This window comes from Bhargavaea cecembensis (assembly GCF_001619585.1).
In the GTDB taxonomy this organism is placed as follows: Bacteria; Bacillota; Bacilli; order Bacillales_A; family Planococcaceae; genus Bhargavaea; species Bhargavaea cecembensis_A.
Map to the genome: position 1 here is coordinate 690087 of NZ_LQNT01000009.1, position 20490 is coordinate 710576.

The 20490-nt window shown below is 54.4% G+C and carries 21 protein-coding genes; 15 read left to right on the forward strand and 6 right to left on the reverse strand.

Going from position 1 to position 20490, the window contains the following annotated elements; genetic code table 11:
* Positions 1-13: 13 nt before the first annotated feature.
* Positions 14-1996: a sigma-54 interaction domain-containing protein gene (locus tag AV656_RS07040; protein ID WP_197462216.1), complete on the forward strand. Its 1983-nt coding sequence runs from the start codon at positions 14-16 to the stop codon at positions 1994-1996.
* A 174-nt stretch (positions 1997-2170) separates the two neighbouring features.
* On the opposite strand, the gene AV656_RS07045 is transcribed toward AV656_RS07040, so the two are convergent.
* The 3 genes from AV656_RS07045 to AV656_RS07055 are packed head-to-tail and all read right to left on the reverse strand — an operon-like array spanning position 2171 to position 4957.
* Complete coding sequence (locus tag AV656_RS07045; protein WP_063180233.1) at positions 2171-3343, reverse strand: bifunctional cystathionine gamma-lyase/homocysteine desulfhydrase; 1173 nt, start codon at positions 3341-3343, stop codon at positions 2171-2173.
* Positions 3306-4268: a PLP-dependent cysteine synthase family protein gene (locus AV656_RS07050; protein WP_063180235.1), complete on the reverse strand. Its 963-nt coding sequence runs from the start codon at positions 4266-4268 to the stop codon at positions 3306-3308. Before AV656_RS07050 ends, AV656_RS07045 begins: the two co-directional genes overlap by 38 nt.
* 47 nt (positions 4269-4315) lie before the next feature.
* Positions 4316-4957 carry a class I SAM-dependent DNA methyltransferase gene (locus AV656_RS07055; protein WP_063180237.1) on the reverse strand — a complete coding sequence of 214 codons (642 nt, stop codon included), beginning with the start codon at positions 4955-4957 and terminating at the stop codon, positions 4316-4318.
* Between the two features lie 175 nt (positions 4958-5132).
* Between AV656_RS07055 and AV656_RS07060 the strand changes: the two genes are divergently transcribed.
* Entirely contained in the window at positions 5133-5915 is a 783-nt protein-coding gene (locus AV656_RS07060; RefSeq protein ID WP_063180239.1) for a 2-keto-4-pentenoate hydratase, read from the forward strand.
* A gap of 108 nt (positions 5916-6023) precedes the next feature.
* Here the strand turns inward: AV656_RS07060 and AV656_RS07065 are convergent, their stop codons facing one another.
* Positions 6024-6467, reverse strand: a complete 444-nt coding sequence (locus AV656_RS07065; RefSeq protein ID WP_063180241.1) for a hypothetical protein — start codon at positions 6465-6467, stop codon at positions 6024-6026.
* A 118-nt stretch (positions 6468-6585) separates the two neighbouring features.
* On the opposite strand from AV656_RS07065, the gene hisC reads away from it, so the two are divergent.
* Positions 6586-7647 (forward strand): histidinol-phosphate transaminase, encoded by a 1062-nt coding sequence (hisC, locus tag AV656_RS07070; RefSeq protein ID WP_063180243.1) that lies wholly within the window; start codon positions 6586-6588, stop codon positions 7645-7647.
* 40 nt (positions 7648-7687) lie between these two features.
* Here hisC and hisJ read toward each other — a convergent pair whose 3' ends face one another.
* On the reverse strand, positions 7688-8470 hold the full coding sequence (gene hisJ, locus AV656_RS07075) for a histidinol-phosphatase HisJ (protein ID WP_063180245.1): 783 nt from the start codon (positions 8468-8470) through the stop codon (positions 7688-7690).
* 98 nt (positions 8471-8568) lie between these two features.
* Here hisJ and AV656_RS07080 point away from each other — a divergent pair, with 98 nt between their 5' ends.
* The 12 genes from AV656_RS07080 (at position 8569) to AV656_RS07135 (ending at position 19780) form a co-directional block, all read left to right on the forward strand.
* Complete coding sequence (locus AV656_RS07080) at positions 8569-9393, forward strand: ATP phosphoribosyltransferase regulatory subunit (protein ID WP_063180247.1); 825 nt, start codon at positions 8569-8571, stop codon at positions 9391-9393.
* A 60-nt stretch (positions 9394-9453) separates the two neighbouring features.
* Positions 9454-10056, forward strand: a complete 603-nt coding sequence (hisG, locus tag AV656_RS07085) for an ATP phosphoribosyltransferase (RefSeq protein WP_063180249.1) — start codon at positions 9454-9456, stop codon at positions 10054-10056.
* A 1-nt stretch (position 10057) separates the two neighbouring features.
* Entirely contained in the window at positions 10058-11305 is a 1248-nt protein-coding gene (hisD, locus tag AV656_RS07090) for a histidinol dehydrogenase (RefSeq protein ID WP_063180251.1), read from the forward strand.
* Complete coding sequence (gene hisB / locus AV656_RS07095; protein WP_063180253.1) at positions 11305-11877, forward strand: imidazoleglycerol-phosphate dehydratase HisB; 573 nt, start codon at positions 11305-11307, stop codon at positions 11875-11877. The genes hisD and hisB overlap by 1 nt, the downstream gene beginning before the upstream one ends.
* Positions 11874-12521 (forward strand): imidazole glycerol phosphate synthase subunit HisH, encoded by a 648-nt coding sequence (gene hisH / locus AV656_RS07100; protein ID WP_063180255.1) that lies wholly within the window; start codon positions 11874-11876, stop codon positions 12519-12521. Before hisB ends, hisH begins: the two co-directional genes overlap by 4 nt.
* A complete protein-coding gene (locus tag AV656_RS07105) occupies positions 12518-13222 on the forward strand; it encodes a HisA/HisF-related TIM barrel protein (RefSeq protein ID WP_063180257.1) in 705 nt (234 codons plus the stop codon). Before hisH ends, AV656_RS07105 begins: the two co-directional genes overlap by 4 nt.
* A gap of 78 nt (positions 13223-13300) precedes the next feature.
* On the forward strand, positions 13301-14089 hold the full coding sequence (hisF, locus tag AV656_RS07110) for an imidazole glycerol phosphate synthase subunit HisF (RefSeq protein WP_063180260.1): 789 nt from the start codon (positions 13301-13303) through the stop codon (positions 14087-14089).
* The gene (gene hisIE / locus AV656_RS07115) at positions 14079-14702 is read left to right on the forward strand and encodes a bifunctional phosphoribosyl-AMP cyclohydrolase/phosphoribosyl-ATP diphosphatase HisIE (protein WP_063180263.1); all 624 of its coding nucleotides are present in this window, start codon (positions 14079-14081) and stop codon (positions 14700-14702) included. Before hisF ends, hisIE begins: the two co-directional genes overlap by 11 nt.
* 138 nt (positions 14703-14840) lie before the next feature.
* A complete protein-coding gene (locus AV656_RS07120; RefSeq protein WP_063180266.1) occupies positions 14841-15806 on the forward strand; it encodes an ABC transporter permease in 966 nt (321 codons plus the stop codon).
* Positions 15803-16615: an ABC transporter permease gene (locus AV656_RS07125; RefSeq protein ID WP_063180270.1), complete on the forward strand. Its 813-nt coding sequence runs from the start codon at positions 15803-15805 to the stop codon at positions 16613-16615. Before AV656_RS07120 ends, AV656_RS07125 begins: the two co-directional genes overlap by 4 nt.
* Positions 16616-16631: 16 nt before the next feature.
* On the forward strand, positions 16632-18206 hold the full coding sequence (locus AV656_RS07130) for an ATP-binding cassette domain-containing protein (RefSeq protein ID WP_063180272.1): 1575 nt from the start codon (positions 16632-16634) through the stop codon (positions 18204-18206).
* Positions 18203-19780, forward strand: coding sequence for an ABC transporter substrate-binding protein (locus AV656_RS07135; RefSeq protein WP_063180274.1), 1578 nt, complete (start codon positions 18203-18205; stop codon positions 19778-19780). The genes AV656_RS07130 and AV656_RS07135 overlap by 4 nt, the downstream gene beginning before the upstream one ends.
* Before the next feature lie 152 nt (positions 19781-19932).
* Here AV656_RS07135 and AV656_RS07140 read toward each other — a convergent pair whose 3' ends face one another.
* Positions 19933-20427, reverse strand: a complete 495-nt coding sequence (locus AV656_RS07140; protein WP_063180276.1) for a hypothetical protein — start codon at positions 20425-20427, stop codon at positions 19933-19935.
* Between the last annotated feature and the right edge of the window lie 63 nt (positions 20428-20490).

The following is a 20490-nucleotide window of genomic DNA, read 5'->3' on the forward strand; positions in this document are numbered from 1 at the left end:
TATTGCAAGAGCCGTGCCAAGTTATAAGAATCGGGTAAAAAATCCTTTCTATTTTGAGAGAAACGTTGTTGTAGCAAGGGAAATTTTTTTTTTGCGGAAGTACAGAAACTCAATAAGAGCTGCAATGGGGCTGGTTTCTGGCGCAGAGAAACCAACCCTTTTTGCACTCTCCCATACATCTAAGATCAGAAACCCTATACTACATCAGCATTTTTTATGCTGCAGAGAAAATCTGCATGCAAATGCAGACTTTTCTGAAATTGATATGTATAATATCTTTGGAGTAATGAAGGGGGGATCAGTGGTGTTCGCACAAGCAATTGGATCATTAATTAGGAGTCTTGCAGATGGGGTTATTATCTTTGACAGTAGCCATTCCCTGTTATGGCATGATCTTTCTGAGCGGATACTAGTCAATGATGAAGCAGAAGAAGTGATATTGGATTTACTTTCGAATAGATCTGTTGCTTTTACCGACGGTGAGGAGTTTCTGTGGGAATTAAATGAAAGAAAGATTCTCGTTAGTATCAGAGAGTTGCCCGAACCCGAACCCTTGCTCCTTTTTTGCTTAAAATGTTGTCCTCTATCTTCAAAGGATGACAAATTGTACTGTCTGGAAAAGATTATTGAAACGATTGACGAAGGTGTAATGATGAGCAACGAAGAAGGACAAATCGTTCTATATAACGAAGCGCAAGAAAAAATGGAAGGCCTGCAGGCTAATGAAATATTAGGCAAACCATTATGGGAGGCATACAATTATAATCCCCAGTATTCCGAACACCGCCATGTATTCAATACTGGGAAGCCCATCTTTTCCCGCTATCGGGCCCATTCCAGAGTTGCGGGGGTGCCAAAATATGTGAGCTACTCCACCTTCCCAATTCAAAGGGACGGTAAGACAATTGGAGTTTTTTCAGTCAGTACAAACGAATCTAAGCTGAAGAATCAGTTATACGAAACCATTGAACTAAAGCGAAGTCTCACCCGACCAGAAGAAGAAAAGACTTTCGGGAAAAATGGCACCATATATACATTCTCAGACATTAAAGGACAGAGCACTTTGATCAAGGAGTTGCTCAAAGAGGCTCAGGCTGTTTCCGTCCACAACACGGATACTCTTATCGTAGGAGAAACAGGAACCGGCAAGGAACTTTTCGCGCAGAGCATGCACAATCACAGCTCCCGAAAAGACAAGCCATTTGTAGCAATCAATTGCGCGGCAATTCCTGAAAACCTGCTTGAAAGCACTCTATTCGGTACAGTCAAAGGAGCATATACAGGTGCTACAGATCAGATTGGGCTATTCGAATACGCACAAGCCGGGACATTGTTCCTGGATGAAATAAACTCGATGCCAATAGCCCTCCAAGCCAAACTGATGCGTGTCCTTCAGGAGCGGCTTGTCCGTAGGGTCGGCTCAAATGAAGTTACACCAGTCCGATGCACCGTAATCAGCGCTTCCAATGAAGATCCGGAGAAATTGATTAGAGAAGACAGAATGCGCCTCGACCTTTTCTATCGGATTGCAAATACAAGCCTTATCATTCCCCCTCTTCGGGATAGGCCAGATGATGTACTATACTTTATTGACCATTTTTTGGATTACTTCCAGGGAAGATTGGGAAAAGTGGTACCCCCTCTCTCTGCAACATTACGTGAGGCATTGCTTGCATATCAGTGGCCGGGAAATATTAGGGAATTGGAACATCTTATTCAGAATATCGTCATACGAGTTTCGGAAGATACCAATGAAATCACAGCAGATCATCTGCCTTCCTATATCAAAGGAAAACTACAAGTAGGCGTGTTCCAAGAACTCGATCATTCTAGGAGACGACCTCTAAAAAAAATGTTGAATCAATCTAAAAAGCATTTAATTGAATCAACTTTGGATAAAACAGACTGGAATATCTCGGCTGCCGCGAGGAAGCTAGGTATTACACGTCAGAGCTTGCAGTACCATATCAAAAAAAACGGGTTGTCTAGAACCTAATAACCTGTAAAAAATAGAAAGACAGACGGAGGTAGAATCACATCTCCATCTGTCTTTCTTTTTGCTTATCATTTTAGCAGTCAGATAACCCAGTCCTTATAAATGCATGAACTATACCTGCCCTCAGTAAATAAGGACCTCTCCCTAAAACAGGAAAGGTCCTTATTGTGCTATTTACTTGTCTAATTCGGCATTAATCCCAGCGAAAATTAAATTCGAAGTAAGTGCCTGCTCAAGATCTTCAATCAGATCCAGCGGGTCTTCCAGGCCTACAGAGATCCTGACAAGCCCGTCCTCGATGCCAAGCTCATGGCGGCGCTTCTCCGGAATCGAAGCATGCGTCATCAGGGCCGGGATGGATATCAGGCTTTCGACCGCACCCAGGCTTTCTGCAAGGGTGAAGTAACGGACTTTTTCGAGCAGTGACAGCGCCTTTTCCTGGTTCTTGACCGTGAACGAGACCATGCCGCCGAATCCGCCTGCCTGCTTTTGATGCACATCATGTCCCGGATGGTCCGCCAGCCCCGGATAGTACACTTTCCCGACGGCCTCATGTTCTGTCAGGAAACGGACAACCTGAGCTGTGTTCTGTTCGATTTCCTCCATTCGGATGCCAAGCGTTTTGATACCCCGGATGAGCAGCCAGCTGTCATTGGGTGCCAGCACCCCGCCCGTGGAGTTTTGGACAAAGTGCAGCTCTTCGCCAAGCTGCTCGTCTTTCGCTACGACCAGTCCTGCTACGACATCGCTGTGTCCGCCGAGATACTTGGTCGCGCTGTGCAGGACGATGTCTGCGCCGTGCGAGATTGGATTTTGCCAATATGGTGTGCTGAACGTGTTATCGACGATCAGCTTCAGCCCATGTTCTTTCGCGATTCCGGATACTGTCTCCAGATCGGTGACTTTCAGAAGCGGGTTGGTCGGCGTTTCTACAAAGATCGCCCTCGTTTCAGGACGAATCTCCTTCCGGATCGCTTCCGGATTGCTTGTATCAACGAACGATACCCCGATTCCGAACCGGCTGAAGATCTTGTCCATCACCCGGAATGTCCCGCCGTATACATCATCCGTCACAAGCAAGTGGTCCCCTGACTTAAACAGCTGGACTGTTGCCGTGATGGCGGCCATTCCCGATGCGAAAGCAAACCCACGTGCGCCGCCCTCGAGGTCCGCGATCAGCTGTTCCAGTGCTTCCCTTGTCGGATTACCCGTTCTTGCGTATTCGTATTTAAAGTTGCCGACTCCGTCCTGCTTGAACGTGCTGGCCTGATAAATCGGGATCGAGACTGCTCCGGTATACGGGTCACGGCTAACTCCGCCATGAATTAACTGTGTTTTCTTCCTCATGTTTAATCACCTCATCATAAATTCCGCTGCTGATATAGCGTTCGCTGCTGTCCGGGAAAATGGTGACGATATTCGTTCCGGGGCGGGCTATGGCCGCCTCTTTCAGGCTGGCGGCAAGAGCTGCGCCGGATGAACTGCCGACGAGAAGGCCTTCGTTTCTTGCGGCTTCCCTCAGACGGGCAAAAGCCTCGTCGTCCGAGATCGTATGGATGGCGTCAAACAGCCGTCTGTCGATGAACGGCGGAAGGAAATCCATCCCAATCCCTTCCGTCTTATGTGAATGCGACGGCCCCCCATTCAGAATGGAGCCTTCCGGTTCGACGATGACACATTTAACATCTTTCAGGCGGTCTTTCAGATACCGTGACGTGCCGGTGAACGTACCGCCGGATCCGGCACCCGCGACAAAAACATCGATTTTTCCGTCCAGGTCTTCCACCAGTTCCGGTCCGAGACTTTCGTAATACGTCTCAGGATTGGAGGCGTTTTGGAATTGTCCCGGACAATAGGATCCGGGAATTTCCCTCAGCAGTTCTTCGGTCTTGGCAATGGCTCCCTCCATCCCGAGCTCGGTGGGGGTATTGACCACTTCCGCCCCGAGTGCACGCATCAGCGTCTGCTTTTCCAGGCTGAACTTCTCGGGCACGACGAAGATGGCACGGACACCATACCGGATTGCGGCAATCGCGAGACCGATTCCGGTGTTTCCCGCGGTCGGTTCAATGACCGTTCCGCCCTTTTCCAGCTTTCCATCCCTGAAGGCCTGATGGAGCAGGAACTGTCCGAGGCGATCTTTGACGCTGCCGCCAGGATTCATGAATTCAAGCTTGGCAAACAGTCTCACCCCCTCCGGCAACGGGAACGAATTGATTTCTACCAGCGGGGTGTTCCCGATCAGATCATGAACATTTTTTGCAACGTTCATTGGAATCCTCCTTTCTCCAATGGCTCCTGCACATTATTTCGGACCCTTTAGCCCTTCTTTACCGCCTCAATCAGCCAGACAAAGTCATTTTTCCTGGTGAATTCAGCCTCAAAGCCAATTTCCTCGAAGAATTCCGTCAGGACCGGAATGGTCGTGTAGTATTCGGTCTTCAGGTCTTCGGCCAGGCGGTCGTAGTTCTTCTCCAGAGCATCTTGTATCATCTTTTCTTTAGCCTCTTTATTGGCAAATACCGTATCTGCAAACACAATCTTCCCCTGCGGACTCAGCAGTCCGTGATAGCGGGAGATTGCAACTTTCTTGTCCTCATCGGTCAGGTGATGGAATGCATAAGTGCTTACGATCGTATCGGGCGACCGTTCGGGAACCGGGAATTCAAGGAAGTCTCCATGGAAGAGTGTCAGTCCGGGCAGCTTCTTCGCTGCGATTTTCCGCATCTCCCCCGACGGCTCATAGCCGATCAGTTCCTTGCCCTGCCGGAGAATACGTTCCGTCAGATTGCCGGTCCCCACCCCGAATTCCAGGATCAGACCCTCTGCTTTATCCGCTACTGACTGCAGGATCTCTTCATAGTGGGCAAACACCTCCCGGTACTCCGGATCGGTGCCCGCCACTGTATCGTCATAGGTCTTGGACCAGTCATCAAACAGTTTGGTGAATTCGGATGCCATCCCCAAACCTCCTTTTCTGATTGTTTTACTCAGAATTATTGTATGGCAACAATTTAACCTTTGTTCCTGAAAATAGCAAGAGGTTGGAAAGATTTATTTGTTTGGACAATATCATCAGAGATGAAATTAATAGTCTGAATCGTGTATATTATTCGATAAAAGGAGGCTGTTCCAAATGACCAACGGCGGTACAACCATTGAAATTGCCGATCTGCTGCAGGAAGCCAGGGAACGCCAAGTACAGATTCCGTTTATCCGCCATGACCATGCCATCGACGAGGCTGCCGCCTATGCGGTGCAGGATGAACTCATCAGGCGGGCGGTGAACGCCGGTGAATGTTTTGCCGGCTACAAAGTGAGCATGACCAGTGCCGAAACCCAGGCAATTGCGGGCACGGATGAGCCGGCATATGGCACACTTCTCACTTCCCATCTGAAAAACTCCGGAACAGCGATTCCGCTGTCTACACTGTTCTCCCCGCTGATTGAGCCGGAAATCCTGTTCATCCTGGATGATGACCTATCACCCCGTGCGGATGCGGAGGAGATTCTCTCCAATAGCCGTATTGCGGCCGGCATCGAGATACCCGATGCCCGCTACAGGGACTGGTTTCCGAATTTCTCGCTGACCGACCTGATTTCGGACAACACTGCAACCGGCCTGGTTGTAACATCAGCCCCCGTCAAAGCCCCATCCTCGGATGAACTTGACAGGATTGAAATGGAACTTTTCCTGGACGGCCGGAAAGTCGGCATGGGCCTTTCCTCAGCTGTTCTCGGCAACCCGTTGAACGCCGTTGAATGGCTGTCCGATAAGCTCGCTCGCCGGAACCGGATTCTGAAGAAAGGCATGACGATTTCCTCCGGAACCTTTATTTCTCCGCTAGCTGCAAAGGAAGGACTTTGGGAAGCCCGTTTCATGGGCATCGGCAGTGTGAACGTGACATTGACCAAATGAAGGATCGAAGTGTGGAGGGAGAATTCGGGAACCGGAGCACAAAAAGCGGAGGCCGTTATTGGCCTCCGCTTTTGATAGATTTACGATTGGGAGTCTGGATGAGGCAACTCAGATCTTTGTCTCTCCGATCAGCCCTTCATCAGTGGAAATGATTTTTAGGAGTCCTTTGTTCTTGATCAGTACGGTTTTGTAGGCCGGCTGATCCCCGTCCATGAAGAGCAGCACCCGGTTCCCGGAATTGTCATTGGCGACCCGGACTTCATAATCATTCGGGATGAAGTGCTTCTTCGTATGCTCCAGTTCCTCATAGCCCGACGGATCGCTGACCGGTTGGGCATGCTCAACTTCCTGGGCATAGATTTTGTGTTTTCCCGGAACTTTGTCCTGATTCTCCGTGTTCTCCGTGCTGTCATCTGTTAGGCTCCTGACTTCGCCGTCTGCCGCCTTCTCTTCTGTGTAGTCCTGTACCGCAGCCTCTTCCGGGTTCTCCTGCCCGGTGCATCCCGAGAGCAACAAAGCCGCAGCACCGATGAGGAACAGATTCTTCTTCATCTTCAGGCATCCCCCTTTCACTAACTTATTTCCTTTACCCGGTTATGCCGTTGACAACACCATCAGTATCCGTTAACTTTATCGTAGTAAATCACTAAAGTGACAGGGAGCGATCGGTATGAGCAGATTCTGGAGTGAAATGGCTCGACGGACGGAACCTTATGTTCCCGGCGAGCAGTTGAACCGGATGGAAATCATTAAGCTGAATACAAATGAAAACCCCTACCCGCCGGCGCCGGGTGTCACGGAAGCAATCCGGGATGCGGCGGAGAACCTTCGCCTTTATCCGTCCCCCACTGCCGATTCTTTGAGGGAGGCTATCGCCGAAACAGAAAATTTAGTTCCGGACCAGGTCTTTGCGGCAAACGGTTCCGACGAAGTCCTGGCGTTTTCCTTTATGGCCTTTTTCAATCCCGGAAAAGTGATCCGCTTCCCCGACGTGTCCTACAGTTTCTACCCGGTCTATTCAAATCTGTTCGGCGTGCCGTTTGAAGAAGTGCCTCTCCGCGCGGATTTCACTTTGGATACGGAAGCTTTCTCGGAAGCCGAAGGCGGTGTTATCCTGCCGAACCCGAATGCCCCTACAGGCATTTACGAACCGCTTGACGGCATCCGCAGTATACTCGAAGGAAATCCCGACCGCGTCGTGATCATCGATGAAGCGTATATCGATTTTGCAGGCCCGTCGGCAGCCAAGCTGATCAGCGAATTCGATAATCTCCTCGTTATCAGGACGACCTCCAAATCACGGTCGCTCGCCGGCCTTCGTGTCGGCTACGCGCTCGGTCAGCCGGAACTGATCGAGGGGCTCGTCCGGATCAAGGACTCTTTTAATTCCTACACGACCGACCGGCTTGCACAAGCAGGCGCGGAAGCGGCTTTCAGGAATGTAGACTACTTTGAAGAGACAACCGGGAAAATCATCGCTGCGCGAGACCGCTCCGCGACGCACCTCGCAGAGCTTGGATTCACCGTTCTTCCTTCATCGGCGAACTTTCTTTTCTGCACACATCCGGAAGCGGACGCCGAACGGCTGTATACCGAGCTTAAGTCCCGCAACATTCTCGTCCGCCACTTCGGCAAGCCGAGGATCAAGGACTATCTCCGGATTACCGTCGGGACCGAAGAACAGATGGCCAAGCTGTTCGGGGCGCTGGAAGACATTCTGAATCAGAATTGACAAAAACGGCAAGGCCAGCTGGCCTTGCCGTTTTTCCATGTCATTCTGGTATAAATCCGCTGCCTACATCCTCCGGCGAATGGGCATCCGAGCCGGTCTGCAGCTTGAGCCCGAGCCGCTGCGCCTCCTCCACCATCCACGGTTCCGGATACGTCTCCCGGTATTCCGGCTTCCGGATACCGGCATGGTTAAAGTCGAGCACGTATCCGCTTTGTGCCGCCTTTTCCAGGATTGACGCCCAGTTGACCGGATCTGTCTCCGGCCGGATACGCCTCCTGAATTTGTGGATCAGATTGATGTGGCCGAGCACCGGCGGGTTCACCTCGCCAAACGGCTTTTCCGCAGCCTTCTCCATGGCCATGCCGTAGGCTTTGTACAGCTGATCCACACCGACTTCCCTTGCCTTTTCCTCGAAAGAATCAGCACTGTAATCGAGACAGAACCAGCTTCCTCCGGCCTTCACAAAATGCACGCTCAGGATGGAATGGGCGGCTGCCTCCCTGTGTTCCTCGAGAAAACGCCGTGTATCGTTTTCGAACCCTTCTATATAATCCACTTCAAATCCGCAGCGCACGTCCACCCGGCCGGCATACTTCTCCCGCAGCCTGGCGCCTTCATCCAGATAGGCCCTGACGTCTTCCCGCCTCATCGCACTGTCTTTTTCAGGCACCGGGTCTGTAAATCCCTCCGGCAGCGGCGCATGCTCTGTGAAGACAAGAGTGTTAATTCCCTTCCTCTCCGCTTCTTTTACATATTCCTCCATCGCCGCTCCCGTACCATGCGGGCAGTAAGGCGTATGGACATGTCCGTCGATGATTGTCATGCTCATCCCCCTATTGCAATTCTGAATTCTCTATGCTATTATTTCATCTATCTACTACTTTATCATGATAAAGCATTGAAGTGAAGAGGTGTTCAGGAATGACTTCATTCATCTATAATCCCGCATTGATCCGCCAAAAGCAGCTGGAAGTCGAGTTCCTGTCGTTTTTCCACGGACACGGCTTCGACATCATCGATCTGCCCGTTGTGGAAACGTTCGATTGGCAGGCCATGACGGAAGATGATCTCAAGCTCATGCCCCAGCGCGAATCCTGGGTGCAGAACGGCACCGTCCATGCACTACGCCATGATTGGACCAATGCGATTGTGCGCTATCTCCATAAATATAAGATTGACGCGGAGCGGGCAGTTTACTCCGGACCGGTGTTCCATTCCGGCTCAGAAACCCGCCAGCTCGGCATGGAAGTGTTTTCGGAAAGCACCGACCGGCAGCAGGAAGGCCTGTCACTCATGATCGGATTCATGAATGAGCGCATAGAGATGCCAAAGACCGCCGTCATCAGTCACTATGCACTTCTCCCGATGATCCTCGGGGAAGAAAAAGTTGCGGATCCTGCCATCCGCAGAGCGCTGTCCCAACGGAGCACATCAGCACTCCGGCAACTGCTCGGTGACCATCCTCTGCTTGACCTGATCGGCGATCAGCCGGAATCGCAGGTCCACAAGCTCCGTTCCGCCTTCCCGGAGATCCGGGAGGTACTGGGCGAACTGACCGGCTGGGAGGAAACCCTTCGCGAAGCCGGCATCGAGGCGGTCTATCCCGACATCACCGCCCTTCCGTCGCAGTCCTACTATGACGGCGTGTTCATCCGGCTCTATGGCTCGGGACGCACGACACCGGTCGCATCGGGCGGCCAGTACACCGCCCGCTCGAAAGCATTCGGAATGGGGATTTTCTATTAACTTCAAGGCTCGATCCGCAGAATCCTGCAGGAAGAAGCCGATCAGACAAAGGATGATTCCATGATTACAATCGCACTTTCAAAAGGCCGCCAATTAAAGGATTTTCTCGCTTACCTTGATGAAAATGGCCATCCCCGCTGGCACGGCGCACTAAAAGCGGCACAACGCGAACTGCTCGTCGAGACCAACGGCATCCGTTTCCTTCTTGTGAAGGGAGATGACGTGCCGATCTACGTTGAAGAAGGCATCGCAGACCTGGGTATCACGGGGAGCGATATCCTGGCCGAGTATGATGCAGACGTGAACGAGCTGCTGGAGCTGCCCTTCGGCTACTGTCACTTCGCGATTGCTTCAAAAGAAGAACTCCCGGAATACGGGACGATCGCCACAAAATACGTCAACTACTCGCGCTCCGTCTTTGAACGGTCCGAAAAACCCGTGAAGATCATCAAACTGAACGGATCGGTCGAACTCGCGGCCGTGATAGGCATGGCCGATGCAATCGTCGACATCGTCCAGTCCGGTGAAACCCTACGGATGAACGGCCTCAAAGAGCGAATCCGGCTCGATGAGATCAGTGCAAGACTGATTGCAAATAAGCACGCGTTCTTTACGAAATCAGCTGAGATCCGATCATTTATGAATGAATTGAAGGTGAACTGAGATGCAGACTGCACAGCAATTCAAACAATCCTACCGCCCCGCCGGCCAGGAAGACTATGACATTTCCGGCCGTGTCCTGGACATCATCCGGGACATCCGGAAAAACGGTGACGAGGCACTTTCCCGCTACACCAAGCAATTTGACGGTGAAGAGGCAGAAGTCCGGGAAATTCCGGCGCAGGAACTGAAAGCGGCATTTGAGTCCATCCCGGAAGAGCTCCGGAATGCCCTCATTGCCGCCAAGGAAAATATTGAAGCGTATCAGACCAAAATCAAATGGCAGCCGGCGGAACCCGAGGGCTTCTATCCCGTGCTTCACCCGATCGGCCGCGTCGGCATTTACGTGCCGGGCGGCAAGGCGAACTACCCGTCGACCGTCCTGATGACTGCGGTACCTGCCAGAGTCGCGGGCGTCCGGAGCATCACTGTCGTCACCCCCCCTCCGGGCAACCCGGCAACACTGGCCGCTTGCCACCTGTGCGGCATCAACCATGTCTACACGGTGGGGGGTGTCCAGGGCATTGCCGCTCTTGCCTACGGCACGGAAACGATCGAACGGGTCGACAAGATCTGCGGACCCGGGAATGCTTACGTCGCGATGGCCAAAAAGCTCGTATACGGTGACGTCGGCATTGATTCTGTCGCAGGACCGAGTGAACTCGCAATCGTCGTGGACAAAACGTCTAACGCTGAATGGGCGGCCCTCGACCTTCTCGCACAGGCCGAGCACGATGAACAGGCACGCACCTATCTGATTTCGCTGGACCGGGATAAGCTCGAAGAAGTCGGGCAGCTTGCCGCCCGCTTCGCCGAAGAGGCTCCCCGGAGCGGGATCATCAAAAAGAGCCTTGCGGACAACCACTGGGCAATCCTTGCGGAAAACCGGTCCGAATCGGTGGATCTTCTGAACTTTATCGCACCGGAGCATGCAGCCGTGCAGACCGAAGATGCCGAGAGCTATGCAGAAGACGTGACCAATGCCGGCGCCCTCTTTGTCGGCGGGTATTCCCCCGAGGCGGTCGGCGACTATTCCGCCGGGCCGAGCCACGTGCTCCCGACAGGCGGCAACGCCCGCTTCCAGTCTGGCCTGTCCGTGAACGATTTCCTGACGGCAAATGCAGTCATCCGTGTTGACCGGGAGGACTACCGCCATTATGCAGAAGCCGGCATCCCGATTGCCAAGGCCGAGGAACTGTATGCACATGCGGCTTCGATGGAAGCCCGACTGAACGGAGGAAATGATGACTGATGGCTAGTTATGAACGCAAGACCAAAGAAACCGAAATCCGCATGGAACTCAATAAAGGCACCGGTGATTCCAGCATCGCAACCGGCGTCGGGTTTCTCGACCATATGCTGACGCTGTTCGCTTTCCACTCCGGCCTTGAACTTGACGTAGAAGTAAACGGAGATATCCAGGTCGACGACCACCACACGACGGAAGACACGGGCATCGTGCTCGGTCAGCTGCTCCGGGAAGTGATGGGCGACAAAGCCGACATCCGCCGGTACGGCACGGCCTTTGTCCCAATGGACGAGACGCTCACCCGTACCGTCATCGATATCAGCGGACGCCCCTACCTGAGCTTTAATGCGGAAATCAGCCGTGAAAAAGTCGGCACATTCGATACCGAGCTGGCCGAAGAATTCTTCCGGGCACTCGTCATGAATGCCGGGCTCACCGTCCACATGGATCTGATCCGCGGCGGCAACGCCCACCACGAAATTGAGTCGTTCTTTAAATCGTTTGCCCGTGCACTCCGCGAAGCGATGCAGCCGGGCGACGGACGGCTCGCTTCGACGAAGGGACTCCTCGCATGAATACGCGGGAAACGGCGACTGCCGGCCTGACCGACGGACGGCGCATCGCCATCGTCGACTACGGCCTGGGCAATGTCGCAAACGTCCGCCGGGCACTGGAGTTTCTCGGCCACCGGGTGGAACTGACAAAGGATCCGCAGGTGCTTCGGAGAGCGGATGTCCTGATCCTTCCGGGTGTCGGCCACTTTGCCGATGCAATGAAGCGGCTGGAAGCAGACGGACTTGTCCCGCTGCTGAATGAACTCAAAGAAGAAAAGCCGCTTGTCGGCATTTGTCTCGGCATGCAGCTTTTGTTCGAGCACAGTGAGGAAGGCGATGCGGACGGACTAGGTTTCATCCCCGGTGCCATCACCCGGATTGAAACCCGCCTTCCCGTCCCCCACCTCGGCTGGAACGCCCTTGTAAGCGACAAGCCTGAGCTGGACGGCAAGGACATGTATTTTATCCATACCTATAAAGCGGCTCCCGGGCCGCACACAGTTGCAACCGCCGACTACGGCGGCGAGACCGTCACGGCGATTGTACAGCGCGGACAGCTGATCGGCATCCAGTTCCACCCCGAAAAAAGCGGGGATGCGGGACTCGTGCTGCTGCAGCAGGCCGTAACGAAAGGATTTTTGAATAACGAGGAGGCATCCGAATGATCGAAATCTGGCCGGCGATCGACATTATCGATTCACAGAACGTCCGCCTGACAGAAGGCGACTATGATACAAAAGCGGCAATGGGCCGCACCCCGCTTGAAGCGGTGGCCTTTTATTCCGAACAGCCGCATGTCGGACGCATCCATACAGTCGACCTGATCGGCGCAAAGGAGAAAAAGCCCGCAGAGATGAATCTGTTCCGGGACATCATCCAGGCAACGGAACTCCCCGTCGAAATCGGAGGCGGCATTCGTTCTGAAGAAACAATCCGCGATTATCTCGACATGGGCGCGGGTTATCTAATTATCGGCACCAAAGGTCTCACCGAACCGGACTGGCTGATGGAAATGAGCCGCAAATACCCGGGCAAACTGATGCTCGGACTGGACGCCCGCGGAGATAAAGTCGCCCTGAACGGCTGGCTTGAGACCGCCGAGACGACTGTCTTTGAAATGCTTGAACGCCTGGATGGCGCAGAGCTCGGCGGCGTCATCTATACTGACATTGCCCGGGATGGCCGCATGGAAGGACCAAATGTGGAAATGACCGGCAAGCTCGCGAAAGCCTCGAAATGGCCGGTCACCGCATCCGGCGGCGTCCGGAACGGCAGCGACCTTGCCGCGCTCGAAGCGGAAGGCGTCGCCGCGGCAATAGTCGGGAAAGCGGCGAATACCGATGAGTTCTGGGAAAGCATCCGGTGAATCCGGCCGGGCGAATGATGGAACCGGCTTCGAATCATTAAGGTATGTTCCAAAACACAGCTGAAAGGAGTGTCATACATGATCAAAAAGCGCATTATCCCCTGCCTGGACGTCAAAGACGGCCGGGTGGTGAAGGGAATCAACTTTAAGGGGCTCCGCGACATCGGCGATCCGGTGGAGCTTGCGGCACGATATAACGCAGCAGGCGCCGACGAACTCGTCTTCCTGGATGTCTCCGCAACAGACGAGGGCCACGACCTGATGCTCGACGTCATCAAGCGCACGGCGGAAGTACTGTTCATCCCACTAGCCATCGGCGGCGGCATCCGCACGGCGGACGATATCGGACGCCTGCTTAAGGCAGGCGCCGATAAAGTCAGCATCAACTCCGCGGCACTTGCCCGGCCGGAGCTGATCCGGGAAGCTGCAGAACGCTTCGGCAGCCAGTGCGTCTGCCTGTCCGTAGACGCCGGCTGGGACGAGGAAGCACAGGACTGGTTCTGCTTTACGCACGGCGGCAAGAAAAAGACAGATATCCGTGTCCTGGACTGGGTCACCGAAGGAGAAGAGCTCGGCGCCGGCGAAATTCTCCTGACGAGCATGGAAGCCGACGGCACAAAGGACGGTTTCGACTTCCCCCTTCTGAAAGCGGTGGAAAAAGCTGTTACTGTCCCGGTCATTGCGTCCGGCGGCGCCGGCAATGCAGATGACTTTGTCGAGCTGTTCCGTGAAACAGACGTTTCTGCAGGACTTGCCGCTTCCATCTTCCACAATGAAGAAACGACCGTCGGCGAGGTCAAAACCCTTCTCTCGGATGCCGGCATTCCGGTCCGCCTGACGGCCGGGGGTGTGCAGAATGAAGCCTGACTTTTCCAAGGGGCTCGTCCCGGCGGTGCTTCAGCACTGGACGGATCACACTGTCCTCATGCTCGGCTACATGAACGAGGAAGCCTATGAGAAAACACTTGAAGACGGCGTTGTCTGGTTCTACTCCCGCAGCAAAGAACGCCTTTGGAAAAAGGGCGAATCCAGCGGGCATGTCCAGCGCGTGAAAGGCCTTGCACTCGATTGCGACGAGGACACCCTCCTGATCCAAGTGGAGCCGGCGGGTCCTACCTGCCACACCGGGACGAAGAGCTGCTTCGGCGACGAATCCGCTTCCCCGCTTCTTTCGCTCGAAGCCATGATCCGCGACCGCCAGGCGGATGCCGATGAAGGATCGTATACCAACTATCTTCTCGGCAAGGGACTCGACAAGATAACGAAGAAATTCGGCGAAGAAAGCTTCGAAGTCGTCATCGCGGCGATGAAACGCGACCGCGAAGAGCTGAAAAACGAGACCGCCGACCTGCTCTATCACCTGTTCGTCCTGCTGCATGAACAGGGCATCGACTTCCGTGAAGTCGAGGAGGTTCTCCACGAACGCCACTCCAAGAAAAACAACTTCAAGGGAGAGCGGCAGGACGTGGAGAACTGGTGAGACGCTGACAAAATGCGATCCCATACCGATTAAAAAGGACCGGCAGCCGCCGGTCTTTTTCTTTGCGTCCCGGATGCCACCGGGTACCCCATATGGTAAAATAAATGAGTTACTTTTATTGTGGAAAGAAGGTCAGAAATGGCTTTGTTTTTATTAAAACGGGTGGCTGAATCGGTCCTAATGCTTGTCCTCGGAAGCCTGCTTTGCTTTGCATTTATCCGGCTGATCCCTGGCGATCCGGCGGCAGCCATGTACGGGGATCAGCTGCAGAAGCTGACCGAGGCCGACCGGCTGAGGATTTCCGAGAACCTTGGACTGGATGAGCAGCTGCCCGTTCAATATATCCATTGGGCTTCCCAGGTGCTTCAGGGCAACTGGGGAGCTTCCTATCTGACGGGGGAGCCTGCAGATGAAATCATTGTCCGCACTCTCATTCCCACCGCCGTTCTGCTTATGGCCTCCCAAGTCATCATGATCGGGCTGGCCCTGTTCTTCGGCCTGACATCAGCACTCCGGCGTAATGGCCTGTATGACCGGATTGTCCTTGCCGCTAGCGTCATGCTCATGGCAATCCCCCCTTTCTGGCTGGGGCTCATGATGATGCTGTTCTTCTCAATCCGACTGGGTGTCCTGCCGTCCTCCGGGATGGGTGAGGGACCTTTCTCCATCCCTCACCTTATCCTGCCTGCCCTTGTCATCGCACTGTCCCATGCCGGCTACTATATCCGGCTCTTCCGGAATCATTTCGCCGCTTCCTCTTCGGGTGGCCATCTTCTTGCACTACGCGCCCGCGGTGTCCCCCACCGCCGGATCATACTCGCCCATATCCTGCCCAACGCCGCTGCTCCGCTGATCGTTTATACCGGTGCATCGCTCGCCGTATCGCTGGCGGGCTCCGTTGTAGTGGAATCGATTTTCTCCTGGCCCGGACTGGGACGGCTCGCGCTGAAATCTGCACTTGCCCATGACTATCCGGTTCTGCTCGGAGTCATCCTTTTGAGCATGGCCTTTGTCATTCTGATCAACCTGCTTGCAAGCCTCCTGGCTGCTTGGACGGATCCGAGGCTTCGCGGATCCGGTGCAGAAGGGAGGGCCGGACGATGAAGATCAGACATGTGATTTTTTCTCCTGCTGCCTTGGGCCTATTCTTACTTGCCCTCCTTTCATCTGCCGCGCCGCTGCTTGCAGGTTCGGACCCGGCTGAAGTGAGGATGGATCAGATTCTCCAGCCTCCCGGCAGCGGACATCTGCTCGGCACGGACGAGCTCGGCCGGGATGTATGGTCGAGACTTCTCTACGGGGGCCGGGTCTCGCTTGCAGTCGGCTTCCTTGCAATGGTCCTTTCCATATCGGTCGGCGTAATCCTCGGCACAGTGAGCGCCCTCACCGGAGGGTTCGTCGACAGGCTAATCATGCGGACATCCGATATGCTGCTCAGTATCCCTTCGCTTCTCCTGATGATCGGACTGCAGGCCATCGCACCTGCCGGACTCTTGTCCGTGATCCTTGTTATCGGCCTTACCGGGTGGATGCTGATTGCCCGGGTCATCCGTACGGAAATGATGGCCACCCGCAATGAGACTTACGTACTTGCCGCGCAAAAGCTCGGGGCTGGTCCCGTGCGGCGTTTCATCAGCCACCTTCTCCCCCGCTGCATGCCGTCAATCATCGTGCTTGCCGCAGGCAGTGCAGGACATGCCATCCTTGCAGAAGCAACACTCAGCTTCCTCGGTCTCGGCATTCCACAGACCATCCCTTCATGGGGCAATATGCTGACCGGTGCGCAGGGTTACCTCATGTCAGGAGCATGGTGGCTCGCAGTTTTCCCTGGACTGTGCATCGCGCTGACCATCTACTTCATCCATGTTCTGGGAGACCGGCTTCAGGCTGCTCCCCGGCACCCATCGGCATGAAAGGAGCGTAATATGAATGGCCATTCTGGAACTTGACCGGCTCACGGTTGCCTGTAATCGGGGTGATATCCTCTCCGGCCTGACATTCAGCATCGAGGAAGGAGAAACCGCCGTCATAATCGGTGAGAGCGGATCAGGCAAAAGCATGACCGCACGAGCCGTGCTCGGCATTCTGCCCGATGGAATGCAGGCATCAGGAGCTGTCCGTTTTCGCGGAGAATCAGTCTTTCATATGCCGGCATCGCGGCGTCGGTCCTATCTCGGCCGCGATGCCGGAATTGTTTTCCAGGATTCATCCGGGACGTTCAATCCGATCCGGACGATCGGGCAGCATTTCACCGAACTGTTTTCCGTCCATTTCGGCCTCAAAGGAAAAGAGGCACACAGGCGTGCTCTGTACTGGATTGGCCGGGCAGGCATCACGGATCCGGCAAGGGTGGTCTCAGCTTTTCCGCACGAACTGTCTGGCGGAATGCGCCAACGGATCCAGATTGCGCTCGCAGCTTCACTGGAGCCTGAGCTGCTCATTGCAGATGAACCCACAACTGCGCTGGACCTGAACATTCAGGCAGCCATCCTCGGACTTCTGAAGGATTGGAAAAATGAAACTGGTGGCACGCTGCTCCTGATCACGCATGACCTCGGAGTGGCCAGAGAGATGGCGGACCGCATTCTCGTCATGGACAGCGGCAGGCTGGCGGAAGAAGGGCCTGCGCGCCAAATATTCACCGTCCCCCGCTCACGTGCGGCCATGCGGCTTGCGGATGACTGGCGGACGGTCGGATTAGCCCCGCCAGCCGAAAAACCGGGTACGCCACTCCCCCTGCTGGATGCATCCGGCCTGTCCATGTCCTACCGGACAGGCGGTCTGTTCAGAAAAAGAGAGGTTCAGGCACTGGATAAGGTGTCTCTCTCCATTGGTTCTGGGGAAATTGTCGGGCTGATCGGTGAGAGCGGTGGCGGGAAAAGCACGCTTGCCAGGCTGTTGACCGGCATCGAATCTCCACAGACCGGAACGATATCATGGCACGGTGCCAGCAATTTTCCAGAAGCAGTCCAATGGGTCCACCAGGATTCGGCCGCCTCTTTCAATCCTGGCTGGACGGCCGGTCGCCTGGTCGCAGAAGGACTGGAATATCGGGGAACCGGACGAACAGAACGGGAGCGGACGGCACGCCGTCTCTTATCAGAGGTTGGGCTCCCGCCCGAAGCCGCACATCAATATCCGGCCGAACTGTCCGGCGGCATGAACCAGCGGCTGGCACTGGCCAGGACCATCGCCGTCTCCGCTGAACTTGTTGTCCTCGACGAACCGTTTGCCAGCCTCGACATGAGCACCCAGGCTAAGATGATCCGCCTGCTCAGGTCACTCTGCGACCGGGAAGGCACTGCCTTCCTGTTCATCACCCATGATATCCGGGCCGCATTTGCGCTCTGCAGCAGAATTTATGTGATCCGGCAAGGGCGTATTGAGGACAGCGGATCACCTGAAGAACTGGCGGCATCCGAAAACTCCTACACGAAACGTCTACTCGAGCATGTACCGGGACGGGGAGTGGACTTGTGCAGCCATCAAGGAGGAGCACTATGAAGAAATACAAAATATCGTTCATCACCATGGCAGCCGTCATCATCGCCGGCCTGGCAGGCGCATGCAGTGCGGAAACTGCCGATTATGCCGCAGGTGGCAAGAAGCAGCTCATTTACGGTATGGAAGCCGAAATCGACCGGGTGAATCCGGTCCTTGATGAAAGCCAGGAAATCGATGCCCTGCTGTTCCGTGGCCTGACTAAGCCCGACGAACAAAACGAAGTGACCCCAGACCTCGCCGAGAGCTGGACAATCAGTGAAGACTTGCTCACCTATTCGTTCAAGCTGAGGGAAGATGCCGTCTGGCAGGACGGTGAACCGGTAACAGCCGATGATGTCGTCTTCACGCTTGATAAAATTCTGGACCCCAAGACCAACACCCCGATTACCGGGGAATTCCGCGAAATTGCGGATGTCCGGGCCGACGGCGATTATCAAGTCGAAATCAGGCTGCACCGCCCATATCCCCCGCTTCTCGACAAGCTGAAAGTCGGCATCGTGCCGGAACATATTCTCGATGGAGAAAATCTTGCGGAATCGGACTTCAACCGTAACCCTGTCGGAAATGGGCCGTTCCGCATGAAGGAATGGAAAGGCGACGGTACAATCGTGCTTCAACGGAATGAACAGTACTACGGAAAAAAACCGAAGTTGGATGAAGTCGTGTTCAAACCGGTGCCGGATGCCAACACCCGCCTCGTACAACTGAAGGCAGGCGAGATTGACCTGGCCCGTCTCACCCCGTCCCAGGTGAAGGCAGTGAACAAATCGGACCCCGTCAAAGTTCATGAGATGGACACGGCCGATTACCGCGCCATCATGTACAACTTTGACCATGAGATTTTCCGGGATCCGAAAGTCCGGCAGGCCATCAGCCTCGCTGTCGACCGTAAGGCAATGGTCGACGGGATTCTCGCGGGTAAAGGCGAACCGGCTTTCGGGCCGCTTCAGAAGTCATGGGCAGCGAACCCTGATGCAGGCCGCACAGAAAGTCCGGATTCCGGTCGCGCAGCGGAGCTGCTCGCAGTGGCCGGATGGGAGAAAAACGGCGACGGCATTCTTGAGAAGAACGGGAAACTTCTGAGCTTCGAGCTCGTCGCCCCTGCCCAGGACACGGTCCGTGTCGCACTCGCCAATGTAGTCTCCCAGCAGCTCAAACCCCTGGGCATTATTGCCGAGCCGAAGCCGGTCGACCAGAACGCGGTTAAATACGATGGTGAAGAAGCGCTCGTCATCGGCTGGGGAAGCGAGTTCGATCCCGACGACCATACGTACCGCCTGTTCCACAGCAGCGAAATCGGAGGCGGTCAATACAATTTCGGCAAGTACCGGAATGACGAGGTCGACCGCCTGCTGACCGAAGCCCGGACCGCAACGGTTCCGGATAAGCGGAAAGCGGCTTATGGCCGCTTCCAGGAAGTGCTGGCCGAAGACCCGCCTTATACCTTCCTTGTCTATCTGGACGCCTTGTACGGGGTGAATGAAAATGTCACCGGCATCAGTGACCGTACGCTCGGCCACCACGGATTCGGCATCCTCTGGAACATTGAGGACTGGGATAAGCAGGCGGACTGAACTTTGCCGTATTTGAGGCAGTTTGCCTTGGATAACAAAGATCTGACGAAACCTGGATAGAGTGAAAAACGGAAAACGGCATGACCGATCGCCAAAAAGGCGATGGCCATGCCGTTTTATTTATTTCTGCTGTAAATCCGTACTAGTGGCCTTCAGGCGTTGTCTCCGATTTCCGCTTGCGGTGTGCCGATTTCTTCATGCACGCGGTTTTCGAGTTCTTCCACATGCCCTTCTTCAAGCTTCTGATGGGGTTGCGGGTGGAACCACTGGATCTCCCCTTCATGAACCAGTCCCTTGAATTCTTCACCCTGCACCGTCAGGGCGAACTGGCGACGCTCATGCGGGCGGTCCTCAAAGGCAGGCTTAACCTCGATTTTCTCAATGTCACCGGCGGTATGACCGGCTTTGCTCATCAGCCTATGAATGACAATTTCAATCTCTGTCGCGGTTTCCTCACCGATGAGCTGCTTTGGATGGGGATGCATCCACTGAATTTCTTCCTTGTGGAAATGACCCTTGTACTCGTCCCCTTCTACCTTGAACGTGAACGCGAGACGTTCGTGCGGCCGGTCTTCAAACAGCGGCTCGACGGCGAATGTATCGACAACCTGTTCCTTTTGAGTTTTTCCCCGGTTATTCTCCTGCATGTCAGTCTCCTCCTTATGTTGGAGTTTCCCCCCACGATAACGAAATCAGCCCTCTTTTTCAAC